The following is a 25,837-nucleotide window of genomic DNA, read 5'->3' as shown; positions in this document are numbered from 1 at the left end:
CTGCTTGGAGGAATCACCGTGTCCGCACCCCGTACCCCCGCCGTGGCCGACCCCGTCGTCGTCGCCGCCGGGACGACGGCGGCCGACGCGGTGGCCGCGGCCGGACTGCCCGCGAACGGCCCCAAGGCGATCGTCGTGGTCCGCGACCCGCAGGGCCAGCTCCGCGACCTGGACTGGTCACCGGCCGAGGAGACCGTCGTCGAGCCGGTCAGCCTGGACTCGCCGGACGGGCTGAACGTGCTGCGGCACTCCACCGCGCACGTGCTCGCGCAGGCCGTGCAGGACGTCTTCCCCGAGGCCAAGCTGGGCATCGGGCCGCCCATCGAGAACGGCTTCTACTACGACTTCGACGTCGACAAGCCGTTCCAGCCCGATGACCTCAGCAAGCTCGAGAAGCGCATGCAGGAGATCATCAAGTCCGGGCAGCGGTTCCGTCGCCGCCGCTTCGGCAGCCTCGACGAGGCGCGCGCCGAGCTGGCCGACGAGCCGTTCAAGCTGGAGTTGATCGAGGTCAAGGGCGAGGGCCTGGACACCGACGAGGTGATGGAGGTCGGCGGCGGCGAGCTGACGATCTACGACAACCTCGACGCCAAGGAGGACAAGGTCTGCTGGTCGGACCTGTGCCGGGGCCCGCACCTGCCGACCACCCGACTGATCGGCGCGTTCAAGCTGATGCGCTCGGCCGCCGCGTACTGGCGCGGGTCGGAGAAGAACCCCCAACTGCAGCGGGTGTACGGCACCGCGTGGCCGACCCGGGACGAGCTGAAGGCGTACCTGAAGCTGTTGGAGGAGGCCGCCCGGCGCGACCACCGCAAGCTCGGCGCGGACCTGGACCTGTTCAGCTTCCCCGACGAGATCGGCTCGGGCCTCGCGGTCTTCCACCCCAAGGGCGGCATCATCCGCCGCGAGATGGAGCAGTACTCGCGGCGGCGGCACGAGGAGGCGGGGTACGAGTTCGTCAACACCCCGCACATCACCAAGGCGCAGCTCTTCCAGACCTCCGGTCACCTGCCGTACTACGCGGACACCATGTTCCCGCCCATGCAGTTGGAGGGCGCGGACTACTACCTCAAGGCGATGAACTGCCCGATGCACAACCTGATCTTCAGGGCGCGCGGGCGGTCGTACCGGGAGCTGCCGCTGCGGATGTTCGAGTTCGGCACGGTCTACCGGTACGAGAAGTCCGGCGTCGTGCACGGCCTCACCCGGGTCCGGGGTCTGACCCAGGACGACTCGCACATCTACTGCACCCGCGAGCAGATGGCCGGCGAGCTGACCACGCTGCTCAGCTTCGTGCTGGACCTGCTGCGCGACTACGGCCTGGACGACTTCTACCTGGAGCTGTCGACCCGGGACGACTCGCCCAAGTTCATCGGGGCCGAGGAGGATTGGGCCGAGGCCACCGAGGCGCTGCGGACCGCCGCCGAGACCTCCGGCCTCGACCTGGTGCCCGACCCGGGTGGCGCGGCGTTCTACGGGCCGAAGATCTCCGTGCAGGCCCGCGACGCGATCGGCCGGACCTGGCAGCTGTCCACCCTCCAGGTCGACTTCAACCAGCCGGAGCGGTTCGGGTTGGAGTACCAGGCCGCCGACGGCACCCGGCAGCGGCCCGTGATGATCCACCGGGCGCTGTTCGGGTCGATCGAGCGGTTCTTCGGGGTGCTCGTCGAGCACTACGCGGGCGCGTTCCCGGCCTGGCTGGCGCCGGTGCAGGTGGTGGGCATCCCGATCCGCGAGGACCACACCGACTACCTGCACGGCTTCGTCGCGGCGCTGCGCGCCGAGGGCATCCGGGCCCAGGTGGACGCGGGTGACGACCGGATGCAGAAGAAGATCCGTACGGCGCAGCAGCAGAAGATCCCGTTCATGGTGATCGCCGGTGACGACGACGTGGCCGCCGGTACGGTCTCCTTCCGTTACCGCGACGGCTCGCAGCGCAACGGCGTGCCGATCGCCGAGGCGGTGACCCACATCCTGGACGTGGTCGGCTCCCGCACCAACATCGGCCCGTCCGCCGCCGCGGAGTAGCGCCCGCTTGTCGCGCGCCGCGCGTCATGATCGTGCTCGATCCAGGATGTAGTGGCCTCCCGCGCCAGGGAGGCCACTACATCCATGGTCGAGCGCGATCTTCAGCCGGGAGGCGGGCTTCCCGTCGTCAGATGCCGCAGTTCGGCGCTGACCAGCCGCCGACCGCCGCCACGTGGGTGTGGTCGTTGTGGTCCGGGTAGCCGGGGCCGAGGATCTGGCCGAAGCCGTGGTAGCGGGCCTGCTGGGCGAGCCGGCAGAACGAGGGTGAGCCGACCAGGTCGACCGCGTCGCCGTACAGGTGCCGGCTGTTCGACGCCCCGCCGACCGCGCTGTTGCAGGCGTAGCTGCGGAAGCTGCTGCTGATCGCGATGGGTACGTCGCCGAGGGCGTGCCGCAGCGCCTGGAGCTTCCACATCGAGACGAGCGCGTTGGCGCGGGCGGTGCTCGCCGAGACCGCGCCGCCGGACCAGGTGCTGTTGCAGTTGTTCAGCTCGGCATAGCTGAAGTTGGCGGGTGTGCAGTCGTCGTCCTGGAGCGCGTAGAGCCGGTTGAAGGTCTGCGGGCCGGCGATCCCGTCCGCGCCCAGCCCGTACGCCTGCTGGAAGCGGATCACCGCCGATCGCGTGGCCGGGCCGAACGCGCCGTCGATGGTGAGCACGGCGGCGTAACCGGGGTAGCCGGCGACGCGGATCTGCAGTTGCCGGACGTCCTCGCCGGACATCCCCTGGGACAGCGTGCGACCCCAGGTGTAGCAGCCGTCGGCGTGCGCGGCGCTGGAGGTGAGGGTGACCCCGGTAACCGTGGTGACGGCGGCCAGCGCGAGCGCCGCGAGGATTCTGCCGATCTGACGGATCATGAAGCTCACCTTCCATTGATCTAATGAAATGGATGAATGGAAGTTTCACGGCTGAGTCTCGACTCCGTCAAGAAGTTGCAGCAGCGAGTTTCCGGTCACGGGTGTCGCGGCCCGCCGGCCCGGCTCCGTAGGATCGGCTCGTGACAGGGGCGGAGCGACACACGGAAAGCGGCGGCATGGCGGACGGCCTGGAACGGCTCTGGACGCCGCACCGGATGACCTACATCTCGGGTGAGGACCGCCCCGCCGAGGGCTACGAGAAGCCGACCGGCTGCCCGTTCTGTCTCGCCCCCGGGCTGCCCGCCGAGGAGAGCCTCGTGGTGGCCCGGGGCGAGCACGTCTTCGTCGTGCTCAACCTCTACCCGTACAACCCGGGACACCTGCTGGTCTGCCCGTACCGGCACGTCGCCGACTACACCGACCTCGACGAGGCGGAGACCGTCGAGCTGGCGTCCCACACGCAGACCGCGATGCGGGTGATCCGCAAGGTGAGCAACGCGCACGGCTTCAACCTCGGCATGAACCAGGGCGGCGTCGCCGGCGCCGGCATCGCCGCCCACCTGCACCAGCACGTGGTGCCGCGTTGGGGCGGCGACGCGAACTTCATGCCGGTGATCGGCCGCACCAAGGTGCTGCCGCAGTTGCTGCACGACACCCGCGACCTGTTCGCCCGCGCCTGGCCGTCCTGACCGCGCCGCCCACGCGGCGTCCGCGCCGGTCCGGCTAGTCGGCGCGCAGCAGCGGCAGCAGCTCCGGCCAGCTCTCCACCCGGTGTACGAGCGGCAGCAGCGCGGCGTACTCGGCTACCTGCGCCGGGCGGGGCCGGAACAGGAACCGGTACGGCACCGAATCGAGGTAGCCGAGCACCTCGAGCTTGTCGTCCACGAAGTGGGTCAGGCCGAGCCGCCGGGCAATCGGCGCCTTGGCCGGACGGGTCCGGCAGAAGTGCATCCGCTCGACCGGGATCCCGGTGCGGGCCGTGAAGTCGTGGTGCGCCAACCACTGGAGGGTCCGCCGCTCGGTGGACTCGCCGCACTTGGAGACCAGGTGCACCTCGTCGAACGCCGGCCCGAGCGCCGCGAGCGCGTCGAACGCGCCGTCGACCATGGGCGTACGCAGGTAGTGCGCGCCGAAGAAGGAGGTGTCGGCGTCGTCGTCGGCCGGCTCGATGAGCACCCCGCCGATGTCCACGCCCAGTCGTCGCATGGCGACGATCATGCCGTACGCCGTCGGCGCAGGCGTACCGCGTTTCCGCGTCCGTGGTTGCTACACCCCGGCCCGTGGAAGGTGGCACGATCGGCCGATGGCAGTCACGACACGGATGTTGGGGCGCAGCGGCATCGAGGTCAGCGCCCTCGGCATGGGGTGCTGGGCGATCGCCGGCCCCTGGGCGGAGGGCAGCCAGCCGCTGGGCTGGGGCGCGGTCGACGACGACGAATCGGTGCGGGCCGTACGCCGCGCGCTTGAGCTGGGCGTGACCCTCTTCGACACCGCCGACACGTACGGCGCGGGGCACGGCGAGCGGGTGCTGGGCCGGGCGCTCGCCGGCCACCGGGACGACGCCGTGATCGCCACCAAGTGGGGTTACACGTTCGACGAGGCGACCCGGCAGGCCACCGGCGAGGACGCGTCACCGGCGTACCTGCGGCGGGCCGTTATCGCCTCGCTGCGCCGGTTGGGCACCGACCGGATCGACCTCTACCAGCTCCACCTGGCCGACCTGCCCGTGCACCGGGCGGAGGCGTTGTTCGCCGCCTGCGAGGACCTCGTCGCCGAGGGCCTGATCCGGGCGTACGGGTGGAGCACCGACCGCGCCGACCGGGCCGCCGCGCTCGGGCCGGCCGCCCCGGGCGCCGCCGCCGTGCAGCACGCCCTGTCGGTGCTGCGTGACGCCCCCGAGGTGCTCGCCGTCTGCGACAAGTACGACCTGGCCAGCATCGACCAGGGGCCCCTCGGGATGGGACTGCTCACCGGCAAGTACACCGCCGCGTCCACGCTGCCCCGCGACGACGTACGCGGGTTGACGCCGGGCTGGCTGGAGTGGTTCCGCGGCGGCCGGCCGGCGCCGGAGTGGCTGCGCCGGGTCGGAGCGGTCCGTGCCGCGCTGACCGCCGACGGTCGTACCCTCGCCCAGGGCGCGTTGGGCTGGATCTGGGCCCGCAGCGGGCGGGCCATCCCGATCCCGGGTTGCCGTACCGTCGCCCAGGTCGAAGAGAACGCGGCGGCACTGCACCGCGGCCCGCTACCGGCGGAGCAGTTCGTCGAGGTGGAACGCCAACTCGCCGCCCTGCGCACCGCCGCCCTCCGCGACGCCGACCGCCCCCACTGGCCCCGCCCCACCCACCCCCAGACCCACCCCTGACCCACGCACCGAGCCCAGAGCGCACACCTGCCCAGCCTTCGCGGCGTGCCGCCACGTGCCGCCATGTGCCGCCGCCTGCGGCGTCGTGACGGCCCGCGCCGGCCTGGTCTGGTCCTGTACTGGTCGGGTCTGGTGCTGGTCGGGTCTGGTGCCGGCCTGGCTCTGTGCCGGCCTGGCTCTGTGTTGGCTTGGTCTTGTGTTGGCCCGGCTCTGTGTTGGCCTGGCCCTGTGCTGGTGTCGTCCTGTCGAGCTGCCCCGAATATGGGACAACCGAACAGCTCCTCGGCCCACCGCGGCCCACCCGCCATGTGCGCGCGGATGCGCGCGTCTTTGGCCGCCCTCCTCGGCTGCGATGCCCCGAATATGGGGCAGCTCGACAGGACGCGAACACCTAGGGCGCCCCTCCGCCCGGGCCCGCGGCCGCGCAGCAGTCAGGGACGGCCCGCGGCCGCGCAGCAGTCAGGGACGGCCCGCGGCCGCGCAGCCGTCAGGGACGGAGCGCGGGCGCGCAGCCGTCAGGGACGGAGCGCGGGCGATCGGGCCAGCCGAAACGCGGGTCGGCGGGAGCGGAGTGTTACGGGGTTTGCTCCTTGCGGGTCTGGTCGGCCAGGTGGGTGGGCATCGGGTCGTGGCGGACGAAGTGGCGGCGGAAGGTGCCGGTGCCACCGGTCATCGAACGCAGCTCGACGGCGTAGCGCAGCAGTTCCAGGGCCGGCACCTCGGCGCGGACCAGGGTGCGGCCGTCGGCGTCCGGGTCCGGCTCGGTGCCGAGCCCCCGGCCGCGCCGGCCGGACAGGTCGCCCAGCACGGCGCCCACCGAGCCGTCCGGCACCCGGATGGTCACCTCGTCGATGGGCTCCAGGAGGGCCGGCTGGCCGCGCTCGGCCGCGTCGCGCAGCGCCAGCGCTCCGGCGGTCTGGAAGGCCGCGTCAGAGGAGTCGACGCTGTGCGCCTTGCCGTCGACCAGGGTGACCCGCAGGTCGACCACCGGGTGGCCGGCGACCAGTCCGCGTTCCAGCTGGGCGCGGACGCCCTTCTCCACCGACGGGATGTAGTTGTGCGGGACGGCGCCGCCGACGACCCGGTCGACGAACTCGAAGCCGGCGCCCCGGGGTAGTGGCTCGACCTCGATGTCGCAGACCGCGTACTGGCCGTGGCCGCCGGACTGCTTGACGTGCCGGCCGTGCCCCCGCGCGGGGGCGGTCAGCGTCTCGCGCAGCGACACCCGCACCGGTTCGGTGTCCAGCTCGACGCCCCCGGAGCGCAGCCGGTCCAGCAGGACGTCCGCGTGCGCCTCGCCCATGCACCAGAGCACCAGTTGGTGGGTTTCCGGGTTGCGGTCCAGCCGCAGGGTGGGGTCGCCGGCGACCAGCCGGGCGAGGTTGCGGGCGAGGGCGTCCTCGTCGGCGCGGCTGCGGGCGACGATCGCCACCGGCAGCAGCGGCTCCGGCATCTCCCACGGCGCGATCAGCAGCGGGTCGTCCTTGGCCGACACGGTGTCGCCGGTCTCCGCGCTGGGCGACTTGGTGATCGCGCAGATGTCGCCGGCGACGCAGTGCGGCACCTCGCGCAGGGTGGCGCCCAGCGGGGTGTAGAGGTGCCCGACCCGCTCGTCGGCGTCGTGGTCGGGGTGCCCGCGCTCGGCCATGCCGTGCCCGCAGACGTGCACCGTGTCGTCGGGACGCAGCGTGCCGGAGAAGACCCGGACCAGCGAGACGCGGCCGACGTGCCGGTCGACGGTGGTCTTGACGACCTCGGCCACGAGTGGGCCGTCCGGATCGCAGGTCAGCGGCGGGCGGGGCGAGCCGTCCACCCCGGTGACCGCCGGCAGCTCGTGCTCCAACGGTGACGGGAACGCCGCGGTCAGCACCTCCAGCAGCGCGTCCAGGCCGACGCCGGTCTCGGCGCAGACCGGCACCGCCGGATAGAAGTGACCCCGCGCGACCGCCTTCTCCAGGTCGTCGACGAGCACCTCGGTGCTGATCTCCTCGCCGTCGAGGTAGCGGTCCATGAGGGTCTCGTCCTCGCTCTCGGCGATGATCCCCTCGATCAGCTCGTCGCGGGACTCGTCGATGGCCCGCTGGTGCTCCGGGTCCGGGTCGCGGACGTCCGCGGGCAGCCCGGCGGTGTAGTCGAAGACCCGGCAAGTGATCAGCCCGAGCAGACCCTCGGTGGAGACCCCGTCGTCGCCGAGCATCGGCAGGTAGAGCGGCATCACGTTGTCGCCGAAGACCCGCTGGCAGAGCGCGACCGTCTCATCGAAGTCGGCGCGGGGCGCGTCCAGGCGGGTCACCGCGACGGCGCGCGGCATGTCGACCGCCGCGCACTCCTCCCACAGGGCGACGGTGGCCGCGTCCATGCCGCCAGCGGCGGAGACCACGAACAGCGCGGCGTCGGCGGCCCGCAGACCGGCCCGCAGCTCGCCCACGAAGTCGGCGTACCCGGGCGTGTCCAGCAGGTTGACCTTGATGCCGTCGTGCAGCAGGGGCGCGCACGACAGGCTCACCGAGCGCTGCTGGCGTACCGCCGCGGGGTCGTGGTCGCCCACGGTCGTGCCGTCGACGACGCTGCCGGCCCGGCCGATCGTGCCGGTCGCGGCGAGCAGGGCCTCGACGAGCGTGGTCTTGCCCGCGCCGGAGTGCCCGACGAGCGCCACGTTGCGAACCCGCGCGGGTTCGGTCACCACCGGCGTGCCGCCGGCGGCCCCCTTGTCCTGATGTTTCTGCGCCATGGGGCGCACCTCCCTCAGCCGGTGGTGGGTGGCGACCGCCGCGCGAGGTGGAAGCGGCCCGGGGCGAGTGCGCGGCGATATCCTCCGGTGGTCTGCTGCCCGGTGAGAACTCAACGGGTGGACGGGTGAGCTGGCTCACCTCCCGGCTCGATCTCACACCCGTTGCCGGACACGCACAAGCCTGCCCCGGGCGGGTCGTCCGGACCGGCGTTATGGCCGGAGCTGCGCGGACCGTTATCGTGGGGACCGCCATGGCGAAGATCTTCCAAGTGTCGGCCCGCGCGGGGATGACCCGCGTCGTCGAGCCGATTGCCCGCGCCCTGCTGCGCGCGGGCGTCACCCCTAATGTCGTCACCGTCGCGGGCACCGTTGGTGTGCTCGTCGGCGCGCTCGGCTTCGGTGCCCGCGGCCATCTGGTCGCGGGCGCGTTGATCGTGACTCTGTTCGCGTTGACCGACCTGCTCGACGGGACGATGGCCCGGATGAGCGGCGGCTCCACCCGGTTCGGCGCGTTCCTCGACTCAAGCATGGACCGGGTCGCCGACAGCGCCGTCTTCGGCGCGGTGGCGTACTGGCTGGCCACCCGGGGCGACCACTCGGGCGTCGCCGCCGCGCTGCTCTGCCTGGCCGCCGGCGGGCTCGTCTCGTACGTGAAGGCCCGTGCCGAAGGGCTGGGCATGACCTGCAACGTGGGCATCGCCGAGCGCACCGAGCGACTGCTGATCGTCGGTGTCGGTGGGATCCTCACCGGCGTGGGCGTGAAGCCCGCGTTGGAGATCGCGCTCTGGCTGTTGGCCGCCATTTCGATCTTCACGGTGGGGCAGCGGATGGCGCACGTCTACCGCCAGGCCCAGCAGCTCCAGCCGGATGGCCAGGCGTGAGCGCGACCGGCGGCCGGGCCGCGTGAACCTCACCGAGCTGGGCTACCTCGCCGGCTGGCGGCTGGTCCGCGCGCTGCCCCGGTCGCTGGCGGCGGCGGCGTTCGCGGCGGGCGCGGACCGCGCGTACCGCCGCGGCGGCGGGGGTACGGCCCGACTGCGCGCCAACCTGCGCCGGGTGGTCGGCCCGGAGGTGCCCGAGGCCGAGCTGGACGATCTCGTGCGGCGTGGCATGCGCTCGTACGCCCGGTACTGGATGGAGGCGTTCCGCCTGCCGTCGTTGAGCCGGGCGCAGATCCTGTCCGGCTTCCGGCTCGACGGCGCGGAGCTGCTGGCCGCCGACGTCGCCGCCGGCCGGGGCGCGGTGGTGGCGCTGCCGCACGCCGGCAACTGGGACGCGGCGGGCGCCTGGGTGGCGGCCACCGGCTGGCCGATCAGCACGGTCATGGAACGGCTCAAGCCGGAGGGCGTGTACAAGCGGTTCCTGGCGTTCCGCGGGAAGCTGGGCATGGAGATCCTGCCCACCCACGGCGGCCCGCGTCCGGCGTTCGACGTGCTGCTGGACCGGCTGCGCTCAGGCGCGGTCGTGCCGCTGCTGGCCGACCGGGACCTGTCGGCCCGTGGCGTCGAGGTGGACTTCTTCGGCGCGAAGACGCGCATGCCCGCCGGCCCCGCGCTGCTCGCGATACACACCGGTGCGCCGCTCTACGTGGCCTCGATGTGGTACGAGCAGGACCGGGCGTGCGCGTCGCTCGCCGGCCCGCTGCCGGTGCCCGGCCCGGAGGCGGGGCCACTGGACGCGCGGGTCCGGTCGCTGACCCAGATGATCGCCGACCGTCTGGCGACGGGCATCGCCCGGCATCCGCAAGACTGGCACATGTTGCAGCGGATGTGGCTGGACCAGCGCGGCGCGGGGGGCACGGACCTGCCGGCGTCGACCTCGGGTCGGTCCTGAAGGGGGTGGCTGACGCATGCGGATCGGTATCGTCTGCCCGTACTCCTTCGACGTCCCCGGCGGCGTGCAGAACCACGTCGTGGACCTCGCCGAGACGCTGATCACCCTCGGGCACGAGGTCAGCGTGCTCGCGCCGGCCGACGAGGACGCCGACCTGCCGGGGTACGTGGTGTCCGCCGGTCGGGCGGTGCCGCTGCCGTACAACGGGTCGGTGGCCCGGATCGCGTTCGGCCCGGTCTCCACGGCCCGCGTCCGGCGTTGGCTCACCAACGGTGACTTCGACGTGCTGCACGTACACGAGCCGCTGACGTTGAGCCTGTCGCTGCTGGCGGTGCTGTCGGCGCGCGGGCCGGTGGTGGCCACCTTCCACACGGCGATGACCCGCTCGCGGGTGCTGGCGGCCGCCCAGGGCGTGCTGCAGATCGTGTTGGAGCGGATCACCGCCCGGATCGCGGTGAGCGCGCTGGCCCGCAAGGTGCAGGTCGAGCACATGGACGGCGGCGCGGTGGAGATCCCCAACGGGGTGGCGGTGGCGAAGTTCGCCGACGCCGAGCCGCTGCCGGAGTGGCCGGGGGAGTGTGGGCCGGGCACCGGCGGCACGCTGGGCTTCCTGGGGCGGTTCACGGAGGCGCGCAAGGGCTTCCCGGTGCTGCGGGACGCCTTCGTGGCGCTGGCGGCGACCCGTCCGGGCCTGCGGCTGCTGGTCGCCGGCCCGGGTGACCCGGACGACCTGTACGACCAGTTCCCGGCCGAGCTGCGGGATCGGGTGACGTTCCTCGGTCTGGTCTCCGAGCCGGACAAGGCGCGGATGCTGCGCAGCGTGCACCTGTACGTGGCGCCGAACACCGGCGGCGAGTCGTTCGGCATGATCCTTACCGAGGCGTTGGCCGCCGGCACCACGGTCGTGGCGAGCGACCTGGACGCTTTCCGGCGGGTGCTCGACGGTGGGCGGGCGGGGCGGTTGTTCCCGACCGGCGACGCGGTCGGGCTGCGGGACGCGCTGTCCGAGTTGCTCGACGATCCGGGAGCACGGGCCGCGCTGACGGCCTGCGGTGATCAGGTGGTGGCGAATTTCGACTGGCCCATGGTTGCCCGCCGTGTTCTGGAGGTATACGCAGCGGCGATCGAGGCGACCGACGGGCGGGTCATCGACCAGGAATGGGTGGGGCTGGGCTGAGCCGGAGTGACCGATGGTGCGCCTGGTGACGCCGGTGACGAGCGGCGACGCGCGCGATGGAGGAGAAACGGAGCAGCACTACGATGCCGCACATGTGGTGGGTGGTGGCCGCGAGTGTGCTCGTGGGGGTGCTTGCGGCGTACCTCATCTGGACCGCCGGCCGGGTCGAGCGGCTGCAGGCCCGCGCGGAGCTTGCGGCGCGGGCCCTCGACGCCCACCTGTTGCGTCGGGCGGCGGCCGCCGCGGTGCTGGCCGAGCGGCGGTTCGGCGTCGAGCTGTACGCGGCGGCCCGGATCGCGCTCGACGCCGTGCCGGACGAGCGGGAGGCGGCGGAGAACGACCTGACCCGGCAGCTACGCACGGTGCGGTTGGACCCGGCCGACGCGGACTGCACGGCGGTCATCGCGGCGAGCCGCCGGCTCGCGTTGTCCCGGCAGGTACACACCGACCTGGTCCGCGACGCCCGGTCGGCGCGTAGCCGTCCGCTGGTGCGGCTGTTGCGGATGGGGCGGGGTCGTCAGTGGCCGCGCTACTTCGACATCGACGATCCGACGCTCGTCGTGCCGGCGGACGTGCCGGCGGGCTGACCAGGTCGGCAGCGGTGCCGGCGGACCGTGAGCGGGGCCACAGAGCAGGCCACCGGGGGCCTGATTGGCTGTCGAAGCGGCGTTGCGCCGTGCGTAGCATTTTCGCTGCCACCGCCCGCCGCACGTTCTAGGAGCGCCGATCCGTGTCCGACACCACCGCCTCGACCACCGGTACCGCCCCCGTCGTCGGCACGGCCCGCGTGAAGCGGGGCATGGCCGAGATGCTCAAGGGCGGCGTGATCATGGATGTCGTCAACGCCGAGCAGGCCAAGATCGCCGAGGACGCCGGCGCGGTCGCGGTGATGGCGTTGGAGCGGGTGCCCGCCGACATCCGCGCGCAGGGCGGGGTGTCCCGGATGAGCGACCCCGACATGATCGACGGCATCATCTCCGCCGTGTCGATCCCGGTGATGGCCAAGGCCCGCATCGGGCACTTCGTCGAGGCGCAGATCCTCCAGTCGCTGGGCGTGGACTACGTCGACGAGTCCGAGGTGCTGACCCCGGCCGACTACGCGAACCACATCGACAAGTGGGCGTTCACGGTGCCCTTCGTCTGCGGCGCGACCAACCTGGGCGAGGCGCTGCGCCGGATCACCGAGGGCGCGGCCATGATCCGCTCCAAGGGCGAGGCCGGCACCGGTGACGTCTCGAACGCCACCACCCACATGCGGAAGATCCGCCAGGAGATCCGCCGGCTGTCGTCGCTGCCGGCCGACGAGCTGTACGTGGCGGCCAAGGAGTTGCAGGCCCCGTACGAGCTGGTCAAGGAGGTCGCCGAGAGCGGCAAGCTGCCGGTCGTGCTGTTCACCGCCGGTGGGATCGCCACGCCGGCCGACGCCGCGATGATGATGCAGCTCGGCGCGGAGGGCGTCTTCGTCGGCTCCGGCATCTTCAAGGCCGGTAACCCGGCGCAGCGGGCCGCCGCGATCGTCAAGGCCACCACCTTCCACGATGACCCGGACGTGCTGGCGAAGGTCTCACGTGGTCTGGGTGAGGCGATGGTCGGCATCAACGTTGACGAGATTCCCCAGCCGCACCGCCTGGCCGAGCGCGGCTGGTGAGCAAAACGCGGCTGGTGTGCAAAACGCGGCTGGTGTGCAAGGAAGGGCACCTTGTTAACGCCTGACGTATAGGAAGGGCACCTTCCTAACGCGGGATCGAGAGGAACGGTGCAAACGTGGCGACACCAGCGATCGGTGTCCTCGCCCTGCAGGGTGACGTCCGCGAGCATGTGGCGGCACTGACCGCGGCGGGTGCGGACGCCCGTCCGGTCCGCCGGCCGGGCGAGCTGGACGCGGTGGACGGTCTGGTGATCCCCGGCGGCGAGTCCACCACCATCAGCAAGCTCGTCGACATCTTCGAGATGCGCGAGCCGATCGACAAGCGGATCGCTGACGGCATGCCCGTCTACGGCTCCTGCGCCGGCATGATCATGTTGGCCACCGAGGTGCTGGACGGCCGCGCCGACCAGCGCGGTTTCGCCGGCATCGACATGACGGTACGGCGCAACGCGTTCGGGCGGCAGGTCGACTCGTTCGAGGCGCCGGTGGAGATCACCGGCGTGCCGGGCGACCCCTTCCACGCGGTGTTCATCCGCGCGCCATGGGTCGAGCGGGTCGGCCCGGCCGTCGAGGTGATCGGCACGGTGAGCGGCGGCCCGGCCGTCGAGGTGATCGGCACGGTGAGCGGCGGCCCGGCCGCCGAGCGGATTGTGGCGGTCCGGCAGGGCAACCTGCTGGCCACCTCCTTCCACCCCGAGCTGACGGGCGACCTGCGCCTGCACGCGTACTTCGTCGAGCTGGCACGGACCGCCTGAGCGGCCGACACCGCCGCGCGGGCATGGATCGGGCCCCCGGGCCGTTGGTCTGATGGCCCCCCGACGCCGCGCCGCTGCCCCGGGCGGGTCCCGGGTGTGACATGGCGGGGCGTGACCTCGGTAAGATTGCCGCGGTTCGGCAGGGCCGTCGCCCGGCGCGGCACTTCCCGCGGGGCCGACCGGCCGCCGGACCGCCGGATGCGGCGCGGAATCGGTGCGGCAGTCGACGCAGGCGTGCAATGACAGACGGAGGTAGAAGATGTCCGGCCACTCAAAGTGGGCGACCACCAAGCACAAGAAGGCCGTCATCGACGCCAAGCGCGGCAAGATGTTCGCCAAGCTGATCAAGAACGTCGAGGTGGCCGCCCGGACCGGCGGCGGCGACCCGTCCGGTAACCCGACGCTGTTCGACGCCATCCAGAAGGCGAAGAAGAGCTCGGTTCCCAACGACAACATCGACCGCGCCGTCAAGCGCGGCTCCGGCCTGGAAGCCGGCGGCGCCGACTGGCAGACCATCATGTACGAGGGGTACGGCCCGAACGGCGTGGCGATGCTGATCGAGTGCCTCACCGACAACCGCAACCGGGCGGCCACCGAGGTGCGCACCGCGCTGACCCGCAACGGCGGCTCGCTCGCCGACGCCGGCTCGGTGTCGTACATGTTCTCCCGCAAGGGCGTGGTGATCGTGCCCAAGGAGGGCACCAGCGAGGACGACGTCATGATGGCCGTCCTCGACGCCGGCGCGGAGGAGGTCAACGACCTCGGTGAGGCGTTCGAGGTGGTCTCCGAGCCGACCGACCTGATCCCGGTGCGGACGGCGTTGCAGGACGCCGGCATCGAGTACGAGTCGGCCGAGTCCTCCCTGATCCCCAGCATGAACGTCCCGCTGGACGAAGAGGGCGCCCGCAAGATCTTCAAGCTGATCGACGTCCTGGAGGACTGCGACGACGTGCAGAACGTCTACGCCAACTTCGACGTCTCCGACGACGTGATGGCGGCCGTCGACGCCTGAGGTCCGGCCCGGCCCTTGATCGACTCGACTTCATGAAAAGCGGGGTGTCCGCCGCGTGCGGACACCCCGCTTTCCGTGAACCGGAGTCGATCAAGCACCAAGCGTCCCGCCCACGCTGGCGTCAGCCCTCCGCCACCAGATCGATCAGGAACACCTGGTCGGGTTGGCCTGTGCACGGCTCGGCGGCGGCCTCGGCCGGTACCTCCGTGTCGTCGTCGCGGATGCCCACGCACAGGTCACCGCCCGCCGGTCGCAGGCGGTACGCGTTCGGTGCCGACCCGGTCGGTTCGAAGCGGAACAGTTGGTCCCAGGAGTCGGTGCGGCACTCGTGCTGAGGCTCGATGAGGTTCTGCCCGGGATCCTCGCGGCGCACCGTGAGGCAGCCGATCCCCTTGACCGGGTGCTCCCACCTGACGAAGTACATGCCGTCGGTCACCGGCACCAGGTAGGTCTCCGGCGGTGTGGCGCCCACGCAGGGGCGCTGGACCGCCACCTCGTTCTCGTATCGGGCGCTGCGATCGCGACCCTCGCTGATACAGAGCTGCGGGTCACGGGCGGGATGAATCCGGCTCCGACCGCTGGCCGGCGATCCCTGGCCGGTGCCGGACGCCGTTCCGTTGGCCGAGGCGCTGCCGGTCGGCGACGCGCCGACAGCGGTACGGTCCGACGTCCTGGGCCCGTCGTCGTCCGGCCACCAGAACCAGACGCCGAGACCGACCAGCAGGGTGGCCACGACGAGCAGCGCCAGCGGCCCGGGTCGGGTGAACAAGCCCGATCGCGTCTCGTCTGGGCCGACGGTCAGCACGTCGTCCGCGCGCGCTCCGAACGACGCTTCCACGGGCGGCTCGGCAGAGGCGTACGCGCCCGCGGCCAATCTGTCCCGCGCCCGCAGCCACTCGTCGACCTCGTCAGCGGCGCCGCAGGCGCGCACGAAGGCCGCCAGAACCTCGGGTCGCGGCAGTGTCGACCGGCGCAGGACGTCGGCGGCGGTGCTGCGGGCCAGCACGTCGCCCGCCGCGACCGCGCGCTGTTCCAGTTGCCGGAACGTCAGCCGTGACCGGTCCTTGAGCTGGCGCAGCAGGTCGACGAACTCGGCCGGGTCTGCCGCAGCACGCGGTCGGAGGTCCCCCGTGGTCATCGCCTGATTCTGCTGACCCCGCACGCCTTCGGGCAAGTCGTCGCGGGGTCTGTCCGAGATGGTCGGACACAACCCGGACAGACGGCTCTGAGCTGCGCGGACACCGCATTACCCTGACCAGGGCATTGTCCGCCACGACGCGACTATCTAGCGTTTTCGACGATGACCGCGACGCTCTGCGTCGTGCGAGCCGTCGGGTGGGACCGGGGATCGGTCCAAGCCCGGCCACATCAACGACACGGGGGAGATCCGATGATTGACGCTGTCCGGGATCCGGTGCCGCAGGCGGCCACGGCGGGGGAGTACCTGGTGTCACTTCGGAACGTGCGGAGGCGTTCCGGCCTGACGTACCGGGAGATCTCCCGTCGGGCCTCGGCGGCCGGGCACTGGCTCCCGCCGAGCACACTCGCCACCATGCTGGGGCGGAACACGCTGCCCCGGGAACGGACCGTCGTGGCGTTGCTCGCCGCGTGCGGCACGTCCGCGGCCGAGATCGAACGGTGGCTCGACCTACGCCGTGACATCGAAGCGCAGCTCGGCGAGCCGATGCGCCCCACCGGCCAACCGGCGCCCGACGAGCCGGCATACCCGGCGCCGCTGCCTTCCGCTCCGGTGTCCGCCGAGGCGGCCGGTCCCCGCCGGTCCACCGACCGACCACGGCCGGCGCGTCGCCGGCTGTCACTGGGCGCGCTGGCGCTGGTGGGCGCGCTGATCGTGGGCGCGCTGCTGCCCGGCGGCGACGGAATGATCCCCAGGTCGAGCGGCGCCGAATCGAGCGGCGCGTGCCCCGTCGTCCTCCGCCAGGGCATGTACGGCCCCTGCGTGCTGGATGTCCAGGAGCGGCTGGTGGCGGGTGGGTTGGGCGTACCCGTCGACGGGTGGTTCGGACCCGACACCACCAGCCGGGTGATCGCCTTTCAGGCGCTGGCCGCCCTGGAGGTCAGCGGCACGGTGGACGGGCAGGTGCTCGACGCGCTCCAGGACGGTCCGGTGTCGCCTGTCCGGTGGACGGAGAACCGGATCAGCAAGTACCTCCGGGCGAGGTTCCCGGAAGACCCGTCCGAGGCCGTGTGGCTGGCGCGGTGTCTGTCCGGGCTGGATCCGCTACGGGTGGAGGTGACCACCGACGGGTCGCGGCGCTGGGGCCTGTTCCAGTTCAGCGACATGGAGCTGTCACGGCTCGGTGTTGACCGCCGGACCGCGCTGGATCCTGGTTGGAACATCAGTGCGGCGCGCGACGTCTGGTCGCGTACCGGCGACTTCCGCCACTGGCGGTGTCTCCCGTCGTCCTGAGCGGGCGTCGCCGATGCCGTACGGGCAGGCGGGCTCGCGCAGAACGCCGGCCCGGCGCGGACATCCGCGCCGGGCCGCCGTCCCGGGTGCCGCTCAGGTGGTCCGGCGGCGGGTCTTCAGTGCGGTGTCGATCAGTTCCCACACCGCGATCCCGGCGGTGCTCAGCGCGATGATGACCGCGAGGATCTCGCGATTGTCGGCGACCGCCAGCCAGTCGAGCCGCTCACCGAGGGCCGGATTGAGCAGCCGGTCGGAGAGCGCCAGCCACACCACCGGCACCGTGAACGCCAGGTTGAGCAGCGCCTTGGTCGCGAAGAGCCGCCAGCTCCAGCGCCCGATCCGGTACTTGACGATCTCGAACACCACGTCGAGGACCAGCACGCCGATCAGCGCCGGCAGCCAGAACGACCAGAGAGCCGGGTCGAGGAGCGGGATGTTGTCGCCGTCGGTGTCGCGCACCCAGGACTGGTAGTGCTGCCACGGCAGGTAGCCGATGAACACCACCAGCATCGTCACCGTCGCGATGGTGTCGACGAGCGAGATGTCCCGGTGCGCGGGGACGTCGGGGAGCTGGTCGACGGTCCAGTCGGGCAGGTCGACGGTGGGCTGCGACCGCTCGATGAGGACGAACGTCAGGGTGAGCCAGAAGCAGATGTGCACCGCCACGTGCAGGGCGACGACGAGGCCCGGGCCGATGGCGCCGAAGCCCTTGCCCTCGACGACCGCGACGATCGCGACGACCGTGCCGGCGAGCGCCGGGATGAAGCTGAGCAGCAGCTTCAGCAGCCGCAGCCAGATCAGGTAGTAGGTCGGGCCGAGGAGTTGGAGCCGGCGGTCGGCGTAGCGGGCGGCCAACCGGTCGGGGTTGCCCAACTCGGTGAGCACCTCCCGCTCGGCGGCTGCCGCGTTCGCGCCGCCGCCCGTCCGGTCCTCGATCATGTCCTCGATGGAGGCGCGCAACTCGGTGGCGATCTCGTCGCGGCGCGGGGCGGGCACCGAGCGCAGGGTGGCGGCGAGGTAGCGATCGGTCAGGGTGTTCATCGGTCGACTCCTTGGATCAGCCCGGTGATGGAGGTCTGTACGGCGGCGAGGTCGTCCAGGAGCCGGCTCAGCATCGACTCGCCCTCGTCGCTGGTCCGGTAGAACTTGCGCGGCCGGCTCTCCTCGGTGTTCCACTCGCTGGTCAGCAGGCCCTGGTCCTCCAGGCGGCGCAGCAGCGGGTAGAGCGTGTTGGCGTCCACCGGGAAGCCGTGGTCGGTGAGCCGTTGCAGCAGTGCGTAGCCGTAGTCCGGTCGCCGGAGCGCGACCAGGCTGGCCACCACGACGGTGCCTCGACGCAACTCCTGCAGATGCGTCCGTAGAACGTCCTCGCTAACCATGTGTCACACCATACTGTGTTCCACACAGTGTTGTCTACTGAGACATCATCGTGTGTGCCAAGCCCCGCTCGGGCCGCTGGGACGTGCGGGGCGCCCGGTCGACACCGGACGCCCCGCCACCTGGTCCGACTCAGCAGGACGCGCCCTGGCGGAAGTTCCGCTCGACGAAGCTGGCCGGGCCGACCTGGAAGTAGCCGACGTCCACCGTGACGAGCCCGGGCCCGATGCCCTGGATCCCCAGCACCGCACCGGTCGCGAAGCAGAGCGATCGCAGCAGCTCGATCTCGGTCTCGGCGAGTGGCAGGTCGTAGCGGACCGCGCCCTGGCAGGCCGGTGTCGCGCCGGTCGACCGGGGGAGTCGTTCGGGGCGTACCCCTTGGTGTGGGTGGTGCGGGCGGACGCCCGCTGGTCGGCGGCGGTCGGGACGGCGACGCGGTGGGCGCGGGGGCTCGCGGAGATCGCCGGGGGTGCCGGCGTCGAACGGGTCGGGCCGGGCGGCTGGACGGGCGGCGGCGAGACGGCGTCGGCGCCGCAGGCGGCGACCCCCACGGTGGCCGCGAGGACGACGGTGAGCCGGCGGAACGATGACGGGATCGTCCGGCGCCGAGCCGTTGCCGGACCTGCCGCCAGGCCAGGTGCAACCGGGACTTCACCGTGCCCACCGGAAGGTCGAGCAGGGTGGCGATCTCGGGGTAGCTCAGCCCGAGCACGTCGCGCAGGGCCACCACCTCGGCGTGGTCGGGGTGGACCGAGTCGAACGCGTCGAGCAGATCGAGGCGGGTGCCCGCGACCACGCTGGTCCGCCGCGGATCGGCCTGATCGGGCACCGGAACACCGCCGGCCTCCAGTCGACAGCGGCGACGCAACCTGCGGTACGTGGAGCGGACCCGATTGGCGGCCAGCCGGTGCAGCCAGGTACGGAACGAGGAGCGACCCTCGAACCGGGTGATGCCGCCGGCCAGCGCCAGGAGCGTGGTCCTGGCAGGCTTCCTCGGCGTCCTGGCGGTTGGGCAGGAATCGGGCGCACAGCCGCAGCGCCTCCGGACGCACCGCGACCAGCAGAGCGTCCAGCGCCGCCGGGTCGCCCTGCGCGGCGGAGCGGGCCAGGGCGTCGAGGTCAGCGGGGTCGGGGATGCCGGCCGGGTGTCCAATGCTCGCCGGTGGCCGATCCTCAAGCGTGCGGCCGTCGGCGCTGGTCCGTCCTCGTCCGGTCCGGCACCCGACCCGGGCTACTCGAAGCGGGACACGTCCCCGGCGCCCCGGCGCAGGATCTCCGGCTCCGGCCCGGACAGGTCGATCACCGTCGTCGGCTCCATGCCGCACTCGCCGGCGTCCAGCACCGCGTCGAGCTGGTGGTCGAGCTGTTCCTTGATTTCCCACCCCTGGGTCATCGGCTCGTCCTCGCCGGGCAGCGTCAGGGTGCTGGACACCAGCGGTTCGCCCAGCTCGGCGAGCAGCGCCTGGGTCACCGTGTGCCGGGGTACGCGGACACCGACGGTCCGCTTCTTCGGGTGCAGCATCCGGCGGGGCACCTCCTTGGTGGCCGGCAGGATGAACGTGTAGCTGCCCGGCGTGGACGCCTTCACCAGGCGGAACACCGCATTGCTGATCTGGACGAACTGGCCGAGCTGCGCGAAGTCCCGGCAGACCAGGGTGAAGTGGTGCCGGTCGTCGAGGTGGCGGATCTGCCGGATCCGGTCCAGCCCGTCCTGGTTACCGAGCTGGATGCCGAGCGCGTAGCAGGAGTCCGTCGGATAGGCGACCAGGCCGCCGCCGCGGACCAGGTCGGCAACCTGCCCGATCACGCGGGGCTGCGGGTTTTCCGGGTGTACGTCGTAGTACCTCGCCATCCGTCGAGCCTAGGCCTGTCGGGTGCGAACAGGAGACGCGGACCACCCTCGGCGCGGACGGTGGAGCCGCCGAGATCACCTCGGTAGGGTAGGTGCCGGTCGGCTCCGACCACCTAGATCCACACCGCCGGGGGGCGCCACGCATGGCTGATTCGTTCGCGCATCTGCACGTGCACACCGAGTACTCGATGCTCGACGGAGCGGCCCGGTTGAAGGACCTGTTCGCCGAGGCCAACCGGCTGGGCATGCCGGCGGTGGCGATCACCGACCACGGCAACATGCACGGCGCGAACGACTTCTACAACCAGGCGATGGCCGCCGGGATCACCCCGATCCTGGGCGTCGAGGCGTACGTGGCGCCGGAGTCGCGCTACCACAAGGCGCGGGTCAAGTGGGGTCGGCCGGAGCAGAAGAGCGACGACGTCTCGGGTAACGGTGCGATCACCCACAAGACCATGTGGGCGAAGAACGCGCAGGGTCTGAAGAACCTGTTCACCCTCAACTCGCGCGCCTCCATGGAGGGGCACTACGTCAAGTGGCCCCGGATGGACATGGAGCTGATCGCCGAGCACGCCGAGGGGATCATGGCCACCACGGGCTGCCCGTCGGGGGCGGTGCAGACCCGACTGCGGCTGGGGCAGTTCGACGAGGCGCTCAAGGTCGCCGCGAGCTACCAGGACATCTTCGGCAAGGACAATTACTTCCTGGAGATCATGGATCACGGCCTCTCCATCGAGAGCCGGGTCCGCGAGGGGCTCACCGAGATCGCCCGCAAGCTGGACATCCCGCCGGTGGTTACCAACGACTCGCACTACACGCACGAGGCGCAGGCCACCGCGCACGACGTGCTGCTGTGTGTGCAGACCGGCAGCAACATCGACGACCCGAACCGGTTCCGGTTCGAGGGCGGCGGCTACTTCGTCAAGAGCGCCGACCAGATGCGCGCGGTCGACTCGTCCGAGTTGTGGCAGCAGGGCTGCCGCAACACCCTGCTGGTCGCCGAGAAGGTTGATCCGAAGGGCATGTTCGAGTTCCACAACCTGATGCCACGCTTCCCGGTGCCCGACGGCGAGACCGAGGAGTCCTGGTTCCGCAAGGAGACCTTCGCCGGGCTGGGCCGTCGCTACCCGAACGGCATCCCCGAGGGGCACGTCGTCCAGGCGGAGTACGAGCTGGGCGTCATCAACCAGATGGGCTTCCCGTCGTACTTCCTCGTGGTCGCCGACTTCATCCAGTGGGCGAAGAAGCAGGGCATCGCGGTGGGCCCGGGTCGTGGTTCGGCCGCCGGCTCGCTGGTGGCGTACGCGCTGGGCATTACCGACCTGGATCCGATCCAGCACGGCCTGATCTTCGAGCGGTTCCTCAACCCCGAGCGGGTCTCGATGCCGGATGTCGACATCGACTTCGACGAGCGTCGGCGCGGTGAGGTGATCAAGTACGTCACCGACAAGTGGGGTGAGGACAAGGTCGCCCAGATCGCCACCTTCGGCACGATCAAGGCGAAGGCCGCGATCAAGGACTCGGCCCGGGTGCTGGGCTTCCCGTACGCGGTCGGTGACCGGATCACCAAGGCCATGCCGCCGGCCGTGATGGGCAAGGACATCCCGCTCACCGGCATCTTCGACTCGAAGCACCCCCGGTACGCCGAGGCGGGCGAGATCCGGGGCCTGTACGACTCCGACCCGGACGTGCGCAAGGTGATCGACACGGCCAAGGGCATCGAGGGGCTGATCCGGCAGACCGGTGTGCACGCGGCCGGCGTCATCATGTCCGCCGAGCCGATCATCGAGCACATCCCGTTGATGCGCCGCGACGCGGACGGGGCGATCATCACGCAGTTCGACTACCCGACCTGCGAGTCGCTCGGGCTGCTGAAGATGGACTTCCTCGGCCTGCGCAACCTGACGATCATCGACGACGCGGTCAAGAACATCGAGCTGAACCACGGCCTCAAGCTCGACCTGCTGGGTCTGCCGCTGGACGACAAGGCCGCGTACGAGCTGCTGGCCCGCGGCGACACCCTCGGCGTCTTCCAGCTCGACGGTGGGCCGATGCGCTCGCTGCTGCGGTTGATGAAGCCGGACAACTTCGAGGACATCTCCGCCGTCCTGGCGCTGTACCGGCCCGGACCGATGGGCGTCGACTCGCACACCAACTACGCGCTGCGCAAGAACAACCTCCAGGAGATCACGCCGATCCACCCGGAGCTGGAGGAGCCGCTGCGGGAGATCCTGGCGCCGACGCACGGCCTGATCGTCTACCAGGAGCAGGTGCAGCGCGCCGCGCAGATCCTCGCCGGCTACACCCTCGGCCAGGCGGACCTGCTGCGCCGGGCGATGGGTAAGAAGAAGAAGGAGATCCTCGACAAGGAGTTCATCCCGTTCCGGGACGGCTGCCGCGAGCGCGGCTACTCCGACGAGGCGATCCAGGCCGTGTGGGACGTGCTGGTGCCGTTCGCCGGGTACGCCTTCAACAAGGCGCACTCCGCCGCGTACGGCCTGGTCTCCTACTGGACGGCCTACCTGAAGGCGCACTACCCGGCCGAGTACATGGCCGGTCTTCTCACGTCGGTCGGCGACGACAAGGACAAGATGGCGCTGTACCTGTCCGAGTGCCGCCGGATGCGCATCCAGGTGCTGCCGCCGGACGTGAACACCTCGGCGGGCCCGTTCACCCCGGTCGGCAAGGACATCCGCTTCGGCCTGGCGGCGGTCCGCAACGTCGGCGCGAACGTCGTCGCCTCGATCATGCGGTGCCGCGCGGAGAAGGGCGAGTACACCGACTTCTACGATTTCCTGTCCAAGGTGGACGCGGTGGTCTGCAACAAGAAGACCATCGAATCGCTGATCAAGGCGGGCGCGTTCGACTCCATGGAGCACCCCCGCAAGGGCCTGCTCGCGGTGCACGCCGACGCCATCGACGCGTACGCCGACGTCAAGCGCAAGGAGGCCGTCGGCCAGTACGACCTGTTCGGCGCCGGCTTCGGCGACGCGGACACCGGCAGCACGACGGTGATGCCGGTGATCGGCGACAGCGAGTGGGAGAAGCGCGACAAGCTGGCCTTCGAGCGCGAGATGCTCGGTCTGTACGTCTCCGACCACCCGCTGTTCGGCCTGGAACACATCCTGGGCGCGGCGGCCGACACCACGATCGCGTCCCTGGCCGAGGACGGCGCGGTGCCCGACGGGGCGGTCGTCACCCTCGCCGGCATCCTCTCCGGCGTCCAACGGCGGGTCACCAAGCAGGGCCGGGCCTGGGCCTCGGCCACCCTGGAGGACCTGGCCGGCGGTGTGGAGACGCTGTTCTTCCCGAACACCTACGAGGTGATCGGGCAGTACATCGCCGAGGACGCCATCGTGGTGGTCAAGGGCCGGGTGGACCGCCGCGACGACACCCCGCGCATCATGGCGATGGACATGTCCATGCCGGACGTGAGCACCAGCGCCACCAACAAGCCGGTCACCCTCACCATCCCGGTGCACCGGTGCACCCCGCCGCTGGTGGAACGGCTCAAGGAGACCCTGGTGCTGCACCCCGGCGACACCGAGGTGCACGTGAAGCTGCTCAACGGCGGCCGTACCACCACCCTGCGGCTGGGACCGTTCCGGGTGGCGGCGACGACCGCGCTGATGGGTGACCTCAAGAGCGTCCTCGGCCCAGCCAACGTGAGCTGACCCGCCCTCGGCCCGCCCTCGGCCCGTCCTCGGCCCGCCCTCGGCCCGCCCTCGGCCCGCCCTCGGCCCGCCCTCGGCCCGGCCTCGGTCCGCCCCGCCGATCAAGGAGTTGTGGTGGGTGGCAAAGCGCCCATAACCGCGCTTTGTGGGCACCACCACTCCATGATCGACGGGGCGGTCGGGCCAGGGTCGGGCCAGGGTCGGGCCAGGGTCGGGCCAGGGCTCAGCCCTGGTCGGGGGCGGCGATCTCGCGTAGCTGGCCGTCGGTCAGGCGAAGCCAGCGCTGCACGCCGATCTCGGCCAGGAACCGTTCGTCGTGGCTGACCACCACGAACGCCCCCTGGTACGCGGTCAGCGCGCTCTCCAACTGGGCGACGCTGACCAGGTCCAGGTTGTTCGTCGGCTCGTCGAGCAGCAGCAGTTGCGGCGCCGGCTCCGCGCAGAGCACACAGGCCAGGGTGGCGCGCAGCCGCTCACCGCCGGAGAGCACCCCGACGGGCAGGTTGACCCGGGCGCCCCGGAACAGGAACCGGGCCAGCAGGTTCATCCGCTTGGCGTCCGGCAGGCTCGGCGCGTACGCGGCGAAGTTCTCCGCCACCGTCCGGTCGGGGTCCAGCAGGTCGAGCCGCTGCGACAGGTACGCGATCCGCCCGTCGGCCCGGCGGATCTCGCCGCCGGCCGGTTCGAGGTCGCCGTTGACGAGGCGCAGCAGCGTCGACTTGCCCACGCCGTTCGCCCCGGTGAGCGCGATCCGCTCCGGACCCCGGATCACCAGGTCCGCGCCGTCGCCGCCGAACAGGTCCCGGTCGTCGAAGCGGGCCCGCATCCCCGTACCCGTGAAGACCGTCCGTCCGGCCGGGACGGTGGTGTCCGGCAGGTCCACGACGATCCGGTCCTCCTCGCGGACGGCCCGGCCGGCCTCGTCCAGTCGGGCCTTGGCCTGACCGAGGCGGGCGGAGTGTGTGTCCTGGGCCCTGCCCGCCGACTCCTGCGCGCTGCGCTTCAGCCCACCGGCGACGATCCGGGCCAGGCCGGCGTTCTTCAGGTTCTTCGAGGCGTTGCTGGCCCGCCGGTCGGCCCGTTCCCGGGCCTGCTGCATCTCCCGCTTCTCCCGCTTGACCTCCTGCTCGGCGTTGCGCAGGTTGCTCTCGGCCACCTCGCGCGCCGCCCGCACCGCCTCCGTGTACGCGGTGAAGTTGCCCCCGTACCAGTGGATCTCGCCGCGTTCCAGCTCGGCGATGCGGTCCATCCGGTCCAGCAGCTCCCGGTCGTGGCTGACCAGCAGCAGACACCCGGTGAAGTCGGTGAGCACGTCGTAGAGCTGGTGCCGGGCCGCCAGGTCCAGGTTGTTGGTCGGCTCGTCGAGCAGCAGCACGTCCGGGCGGCGCAGCAACTGCGCCGCCAGCCCGAGGGAGACCACCTGGCCGCCGCTGAGCGTGTGCAGCGGCCGGTCGAGCGACAGGTCGCCCAGGCCGAGCCGATCCAGCTCGGCGCGGGTGCGCTCCTCGATGTCCCAGTCGTCGCCGATGGTGGCGAAGTGCGTCTCGCTGGCGTCGCCGGCCTCGATGGCGTGCAGCGCCGCGATGCGTTCGGCGACGCCGAGCACCTGCGACACGGCCAGGTTCCCGGCCAGCGGCAGGGTCTGCGGCAGGTACCCGAGCAGACCGTCGACCGTGACGCTACCGCCGCTGGGCCGCAGCTCCCCGGCGATCAGCCGCAGCAGGGTGCTCTTGCCGGCGCCGTTGGGCGCGACCAGACCGGTGCGACCGCCGGGGACGCTGAAGGACAGGTCGGAGAAGACCGGAGTGTCGTCCGGCCAGGAAAAGGACAGGTTCGAGCAGACGATGAAAGCGTCAGACATGGTGAGTGACCTCGGAGGGTGGGTTGGGCGCGCGTGAGCGGCCCGACGACGAACGGGACCGGTGGAGCGACGGCATGGCCACGACGGCTGCGCCTACGCGCGCCGAACCGATGGCCGAACATGTCCGGTCTCACCCGGAGATGTCGTCGTCACCCGCCATGTCTGGTCTCCCTGGTCGTGTCACTGACCCAACTCGGCCAAGTCTAACAACGGATCTTCCGTCCGCCACCGGGTTCCGAC

At 71.4% G+C, this 25,837-nt stretch carries 20 protein-coding genes and 1 pseudogene; 12 read left to right on the top strand and 9 right to left on the bottom strand.

Going from position 1 to position 25,837, the window contains the following annotated elements:
* The first annotated feature begins 18 nt into the window (after nt 1-18).
* On the top strand, nt 19-2,028 hold the full coding sequence (gene thrS / locus ACIBTX_RS06995; protein ID WP_396832165.1) for a threonine--tRNA ligase: 2,010 nt from the start codon (nt 19-21) through the stop codon (nt 2,026-2,028).
* A gap of 127 nt (nt 2,029-2,155) precedes the next feature.
* On the opposite strand, the gene ACIBTX_RS06990 is transcribed toward thrS, so the two are convergent.
* A complete protein-coding gene (locus tag ACIBTX_RS06990; RefSeq protein ID WP_396832164.1) occupies nt 2,156-2,884 on the bottom strand; it encodes a D-Ala-D-Ala carboxypeptidase family metallohydrolase in 729 nt (242 codons plus the stop codon).
* A 176-nt stretch (nt 2,885-3,060) separates the two neighbouring features.
* On the opposite strand from ACIBTX_RS06990, the gene ACIBTX_RS06985 reads away from it, so the two are divergent.
* Complete coding sequence (locus tag ACIBTX_RS06985; RefSeq protein WP_357120750.1) at nt 3,061-3,573, top strand: HIT domain-containing protein; 513 nt, start codon at nt 3,061-3,063, stop codon at nt 3,571-3,573.
* A gap of 34 nt (nt 3,574-3,607) precedes the next feature.
* On the opposite strand, the gene ACIBTX_RS06980 is transcribed toward ACIBTX_RS06985, so the two are convergent.
* Complete coding sequence (locus tag ACIBTX_RS06980) at nt 3,608-4,090, bottom strand: hypothetical protein (RefSeq protein ID WP_357119630.1); 483 nt, start codon at nt 4,088-4,090, stop codon at nt 3,608-3,610.
* Nucleotides 4,091-4,187: 97 nt separating this feature from the next.
* Between ACIBTX_RS06980 and ACIBTX_RS06975 the strand changes: the two genes are divergently transcribed.
* Nucleotides 4,188-5,246, top strand: a complete 1,059-nt coding sequence (locus tag ACIBTX_RS06975) for an aldo/keto reductase (RefSeq protein WP_357173488.1) — start codon at nt 4,188-4,190, stop codon at nt 5,244-5,246.
* Between the two features lie 574 nt (nt 5,247-5,820).
* Here the strand turns inward: ACIBTX_RS06975 and ACIBTX_RS06970 are convergent.
* Nucleotides 5,821-7,977: an elongation factor G-like protein EF-G2 gene (locus tag ACIBTX_RS06970; RefSeq protein ID WP_396832163.1), complete on the bottom strand. Its 2,157-nt coding sequence runs from the start codon at nt 7,975-7,977 to the stop codon at nt 5,821-5,823.
* Nucleotides 7,978-8,228: 251 nt separating this feature from the next.
* Here ACIBTX_RS06970 and pgsA point away from each other — a divergent pair, with 251 nt between their 5' ends.
* The 7 genes from pgsA to ACIBTX_RS06935 all read left to right on the top strand — a co-directional run bounded on the left by pgsA (nt 8,229) and on the right by ACIBTX_RS06935 (nt 14,402).
* On the top strand, nt 8,229-8,858 hold the full coding sequence (pgsA, locus tag ACIBTX_RS06965; protein ID WP_355053455.1) for a phosphatidylinositol phosphate synthase: 630 nt from the start codon (nt 8,229-8,231) through the stop codon (nt 8,856-8,858).
* Nucleotides 8,859-8,880: 22 nt separating this feature from the next.
* The gene (locus ACIBTX_RS06960) at nt 8,881-9,810 is read left to right on the top strand and encodes a phosphatidylinositol mannoside acyltransferase (protein ID WP_357120747.1); all 930 of its coding nucleotides are present in this window, start codon (nt 8,881-8,883) and stop codon (nt 9,808-9,810) included.
* A 16-nt stretch (nt 9,811-9,826) separates the two neighbouring features.
* Complete coding sequence (locus ACIBTX_RS06955; protein WP_357119619.1) at nt 9,827-10,987, top strand: glycosyltransferase family 4 protein; 1,161 nt, start codon at nt 9,827-9,829, stop codon at nt 10,985-10,987.
* A gap of 83 nt (nt 10,988-11,070) precedes the next feature.
* Nucleotides 11,071-11,574: a hypothetical protein gene (locus tag ACIBTX_RS06950; RefSeq protein ID WP_357119615.1), complete on the top strand. Its 504-nt coding sequence runs from the start codon at nt 11,071-11,073 to the stop codon at nt 11,572-11,574.
* Nucleotides 11,575-11,717: 143 nt separating this feature from the next.
* On the top strand, nt 11,718-12,635 hold the full coding sequence (gene pdxS / locus ACIBTX_RS06945; RefSeq protein ID WP_357119612.1) for a pyridoxal 5'-phosphate synthase lyase subunit PdxS: 918 nt from the start codon (nt 11,718-11,720) through the stop codon (nt 12,633-12,635).
* Nucleotides 12,636-12,751: 116 nt separating this feature from the next.
* On the top strand, nt 12,752-13,390 hold the full coding sequence (gene pdxT / locus ACIBTX_RS06940) for a pyridoxal 5'-phosphate synthase glutaminase subunit PdxT (protein WP_357392863.1): 639 nt from the start codon (nt 12,752-12,754) through the stop codon (nt 13,388-13,390).
* A 259-nt stretch (nt 13,391-13,649) separates the two neighbouring features.
* Nucleotides 13,650-14,402, top strand: a complete 753-nt coding sequence (locus tag ACIBTX_RS06935) for a YebC/PmpR family DNA-binding transcriptional regulator (RefSeq protein ID WP_139587604.1) — start codon at nt 13,650-13,652, stop codon at nt 14,400-14,402.
* 121 nt (nt 14,403-14,523) lie between these two features.
* Here the strand turns inward: ACIBTX_RS06935 and ACIBTX_RS06930 are convergent, their stop codons facing one another.
* The gene (locus ACIBTX_RS06930) at nt 14,524-15,540 is read right to left on the bottom strand and encodes a helix-turn-helix domain-containing protein (protein ID WP_357119605.1); all 1,017 of its coding nucleotides are present in this window, start codon (nt 15,538-15,540) and stop codon (nt 14,524-14,526) included.
* A gap of 252 nt (nt 15,541-15,792) precedes the next feature.
* On the opposite strand from ACIBTX_RS06930, the gene ACIBTX_RS06925 reads away from it, so the two are divergent.
* Nucleotides 15,793-16,833 (top strand): peptidoglycan-binding protein, encoded by a 1,041-nt coding sequence (locus ACIBTX_RS06925; RefSeq protein ID WP_357119602.1) that lies wholly within the window; start codon nt 15,793-15,795, stop codon nt 16,831-16,833.
* Between the two features lie 93 nt (nt 16,834-16,926).
* Here ACIBTX_RS06925 and ACIBTX_RS06920 read toward each other — a convergent pair whose 3' ends face one another.
* The 4 genes and pseudogenes from ACIBTX_RS06920 to ACIBTX_RS06905 form a co-directional block, all read right to left on the bottom strand.
* A complete protein-coding gene (locus ACIBTX_RS06920) occupies nt 16,927-17,874 on the bottom strand; it encodes a permease prefix domain 1-containing protein (protein WP_357119599.1) in 948 nt (315 codons plus the stop codon).
* Complete coding sequence (locus ACIBTX_RS06915) at nt 17,871-18,212, bottom strand: PadR family transcriptional regulator (protein WP_110564981.1); 342 nt, start codon at nt 18,210-18,212, stop codon at nt 17,871-17,873. Before ACIBTX_RS06915 ends, ACIBTX_RS06920 begins: the two co-directional genes overlap by 4 nt.
* A 665-nt stretch (nt 18,213-18,877) precedes the next feature.
* A pseudogene (locus tag ACIBTX_RS06910) lies at nt 18,878-19,363 on the bottom strand (RNA polymerase sigma factor); the annotation flags it as partial.
* A 78-nt stretch (nt 19,364-19,441) separates the two neighbouring features.
* A complete protein-coding gene (locus ACIBTX_RS06905; RefSeq protein WP_357173502.1) occupies nt 19,442-20,062 on the bottom strand; it encodes an L-threonylcarbamoyladenylate synthase in 621 nt (206 codons plus the stop codon).
* A 143-nt stretch (nt 20,063-20,205) separates the two neighbouring features.
* Here ACIBTX_RS06905 and dnaE point away from each other — a divergent pair, with 143 nt between their 5' ends.
* Nucleotides 20,206-23,736, top strand: a complete 3,531-nt coding sequence (dnaE, locus tag ACIBTX_RS06900) for a DNA polymerase III subunit alpha (protein ID WP_357119591.1) — start codon at nt 20,206-20,208, stop codon at nt 23,734-23,736.
* A 223-nt stretch (nt 23,737-23,959) separates the two neighbouring features.
* On the opposite strand, the gene abc-f is transcribed toward dnaE, so the two are convergent.
* Nucleotides 23,960-25,597: a ribosomal protection-like ABC-F family protein gene (abc-f, locus tag ACIBTX_RS06895; protein WP_357119588.1), complete on the bottom strand. Its 1,638-nt coding sequence runs from the start codon at nt 25,595-25,597 to the stop codon at nt 23,960-23,962.
* Nucleotides 25,598-25,837: the final 240 nt, after the last annotated feature.

Origin of the sequence: Micromonospora sp. NPDC049359, from assembly GCF_044466585.1 — a bacterium.
GTDB lineage: Bacteria > Actinomycetota > Actinomycetes > Mycobacteriales > Micromonosporaceae > Micromonospora.
The sequence above is the reverse complement of the archived record's forward strand: the minus strand, read 5'-3'. Positions and strand labels throughout refer to the sequence as shown.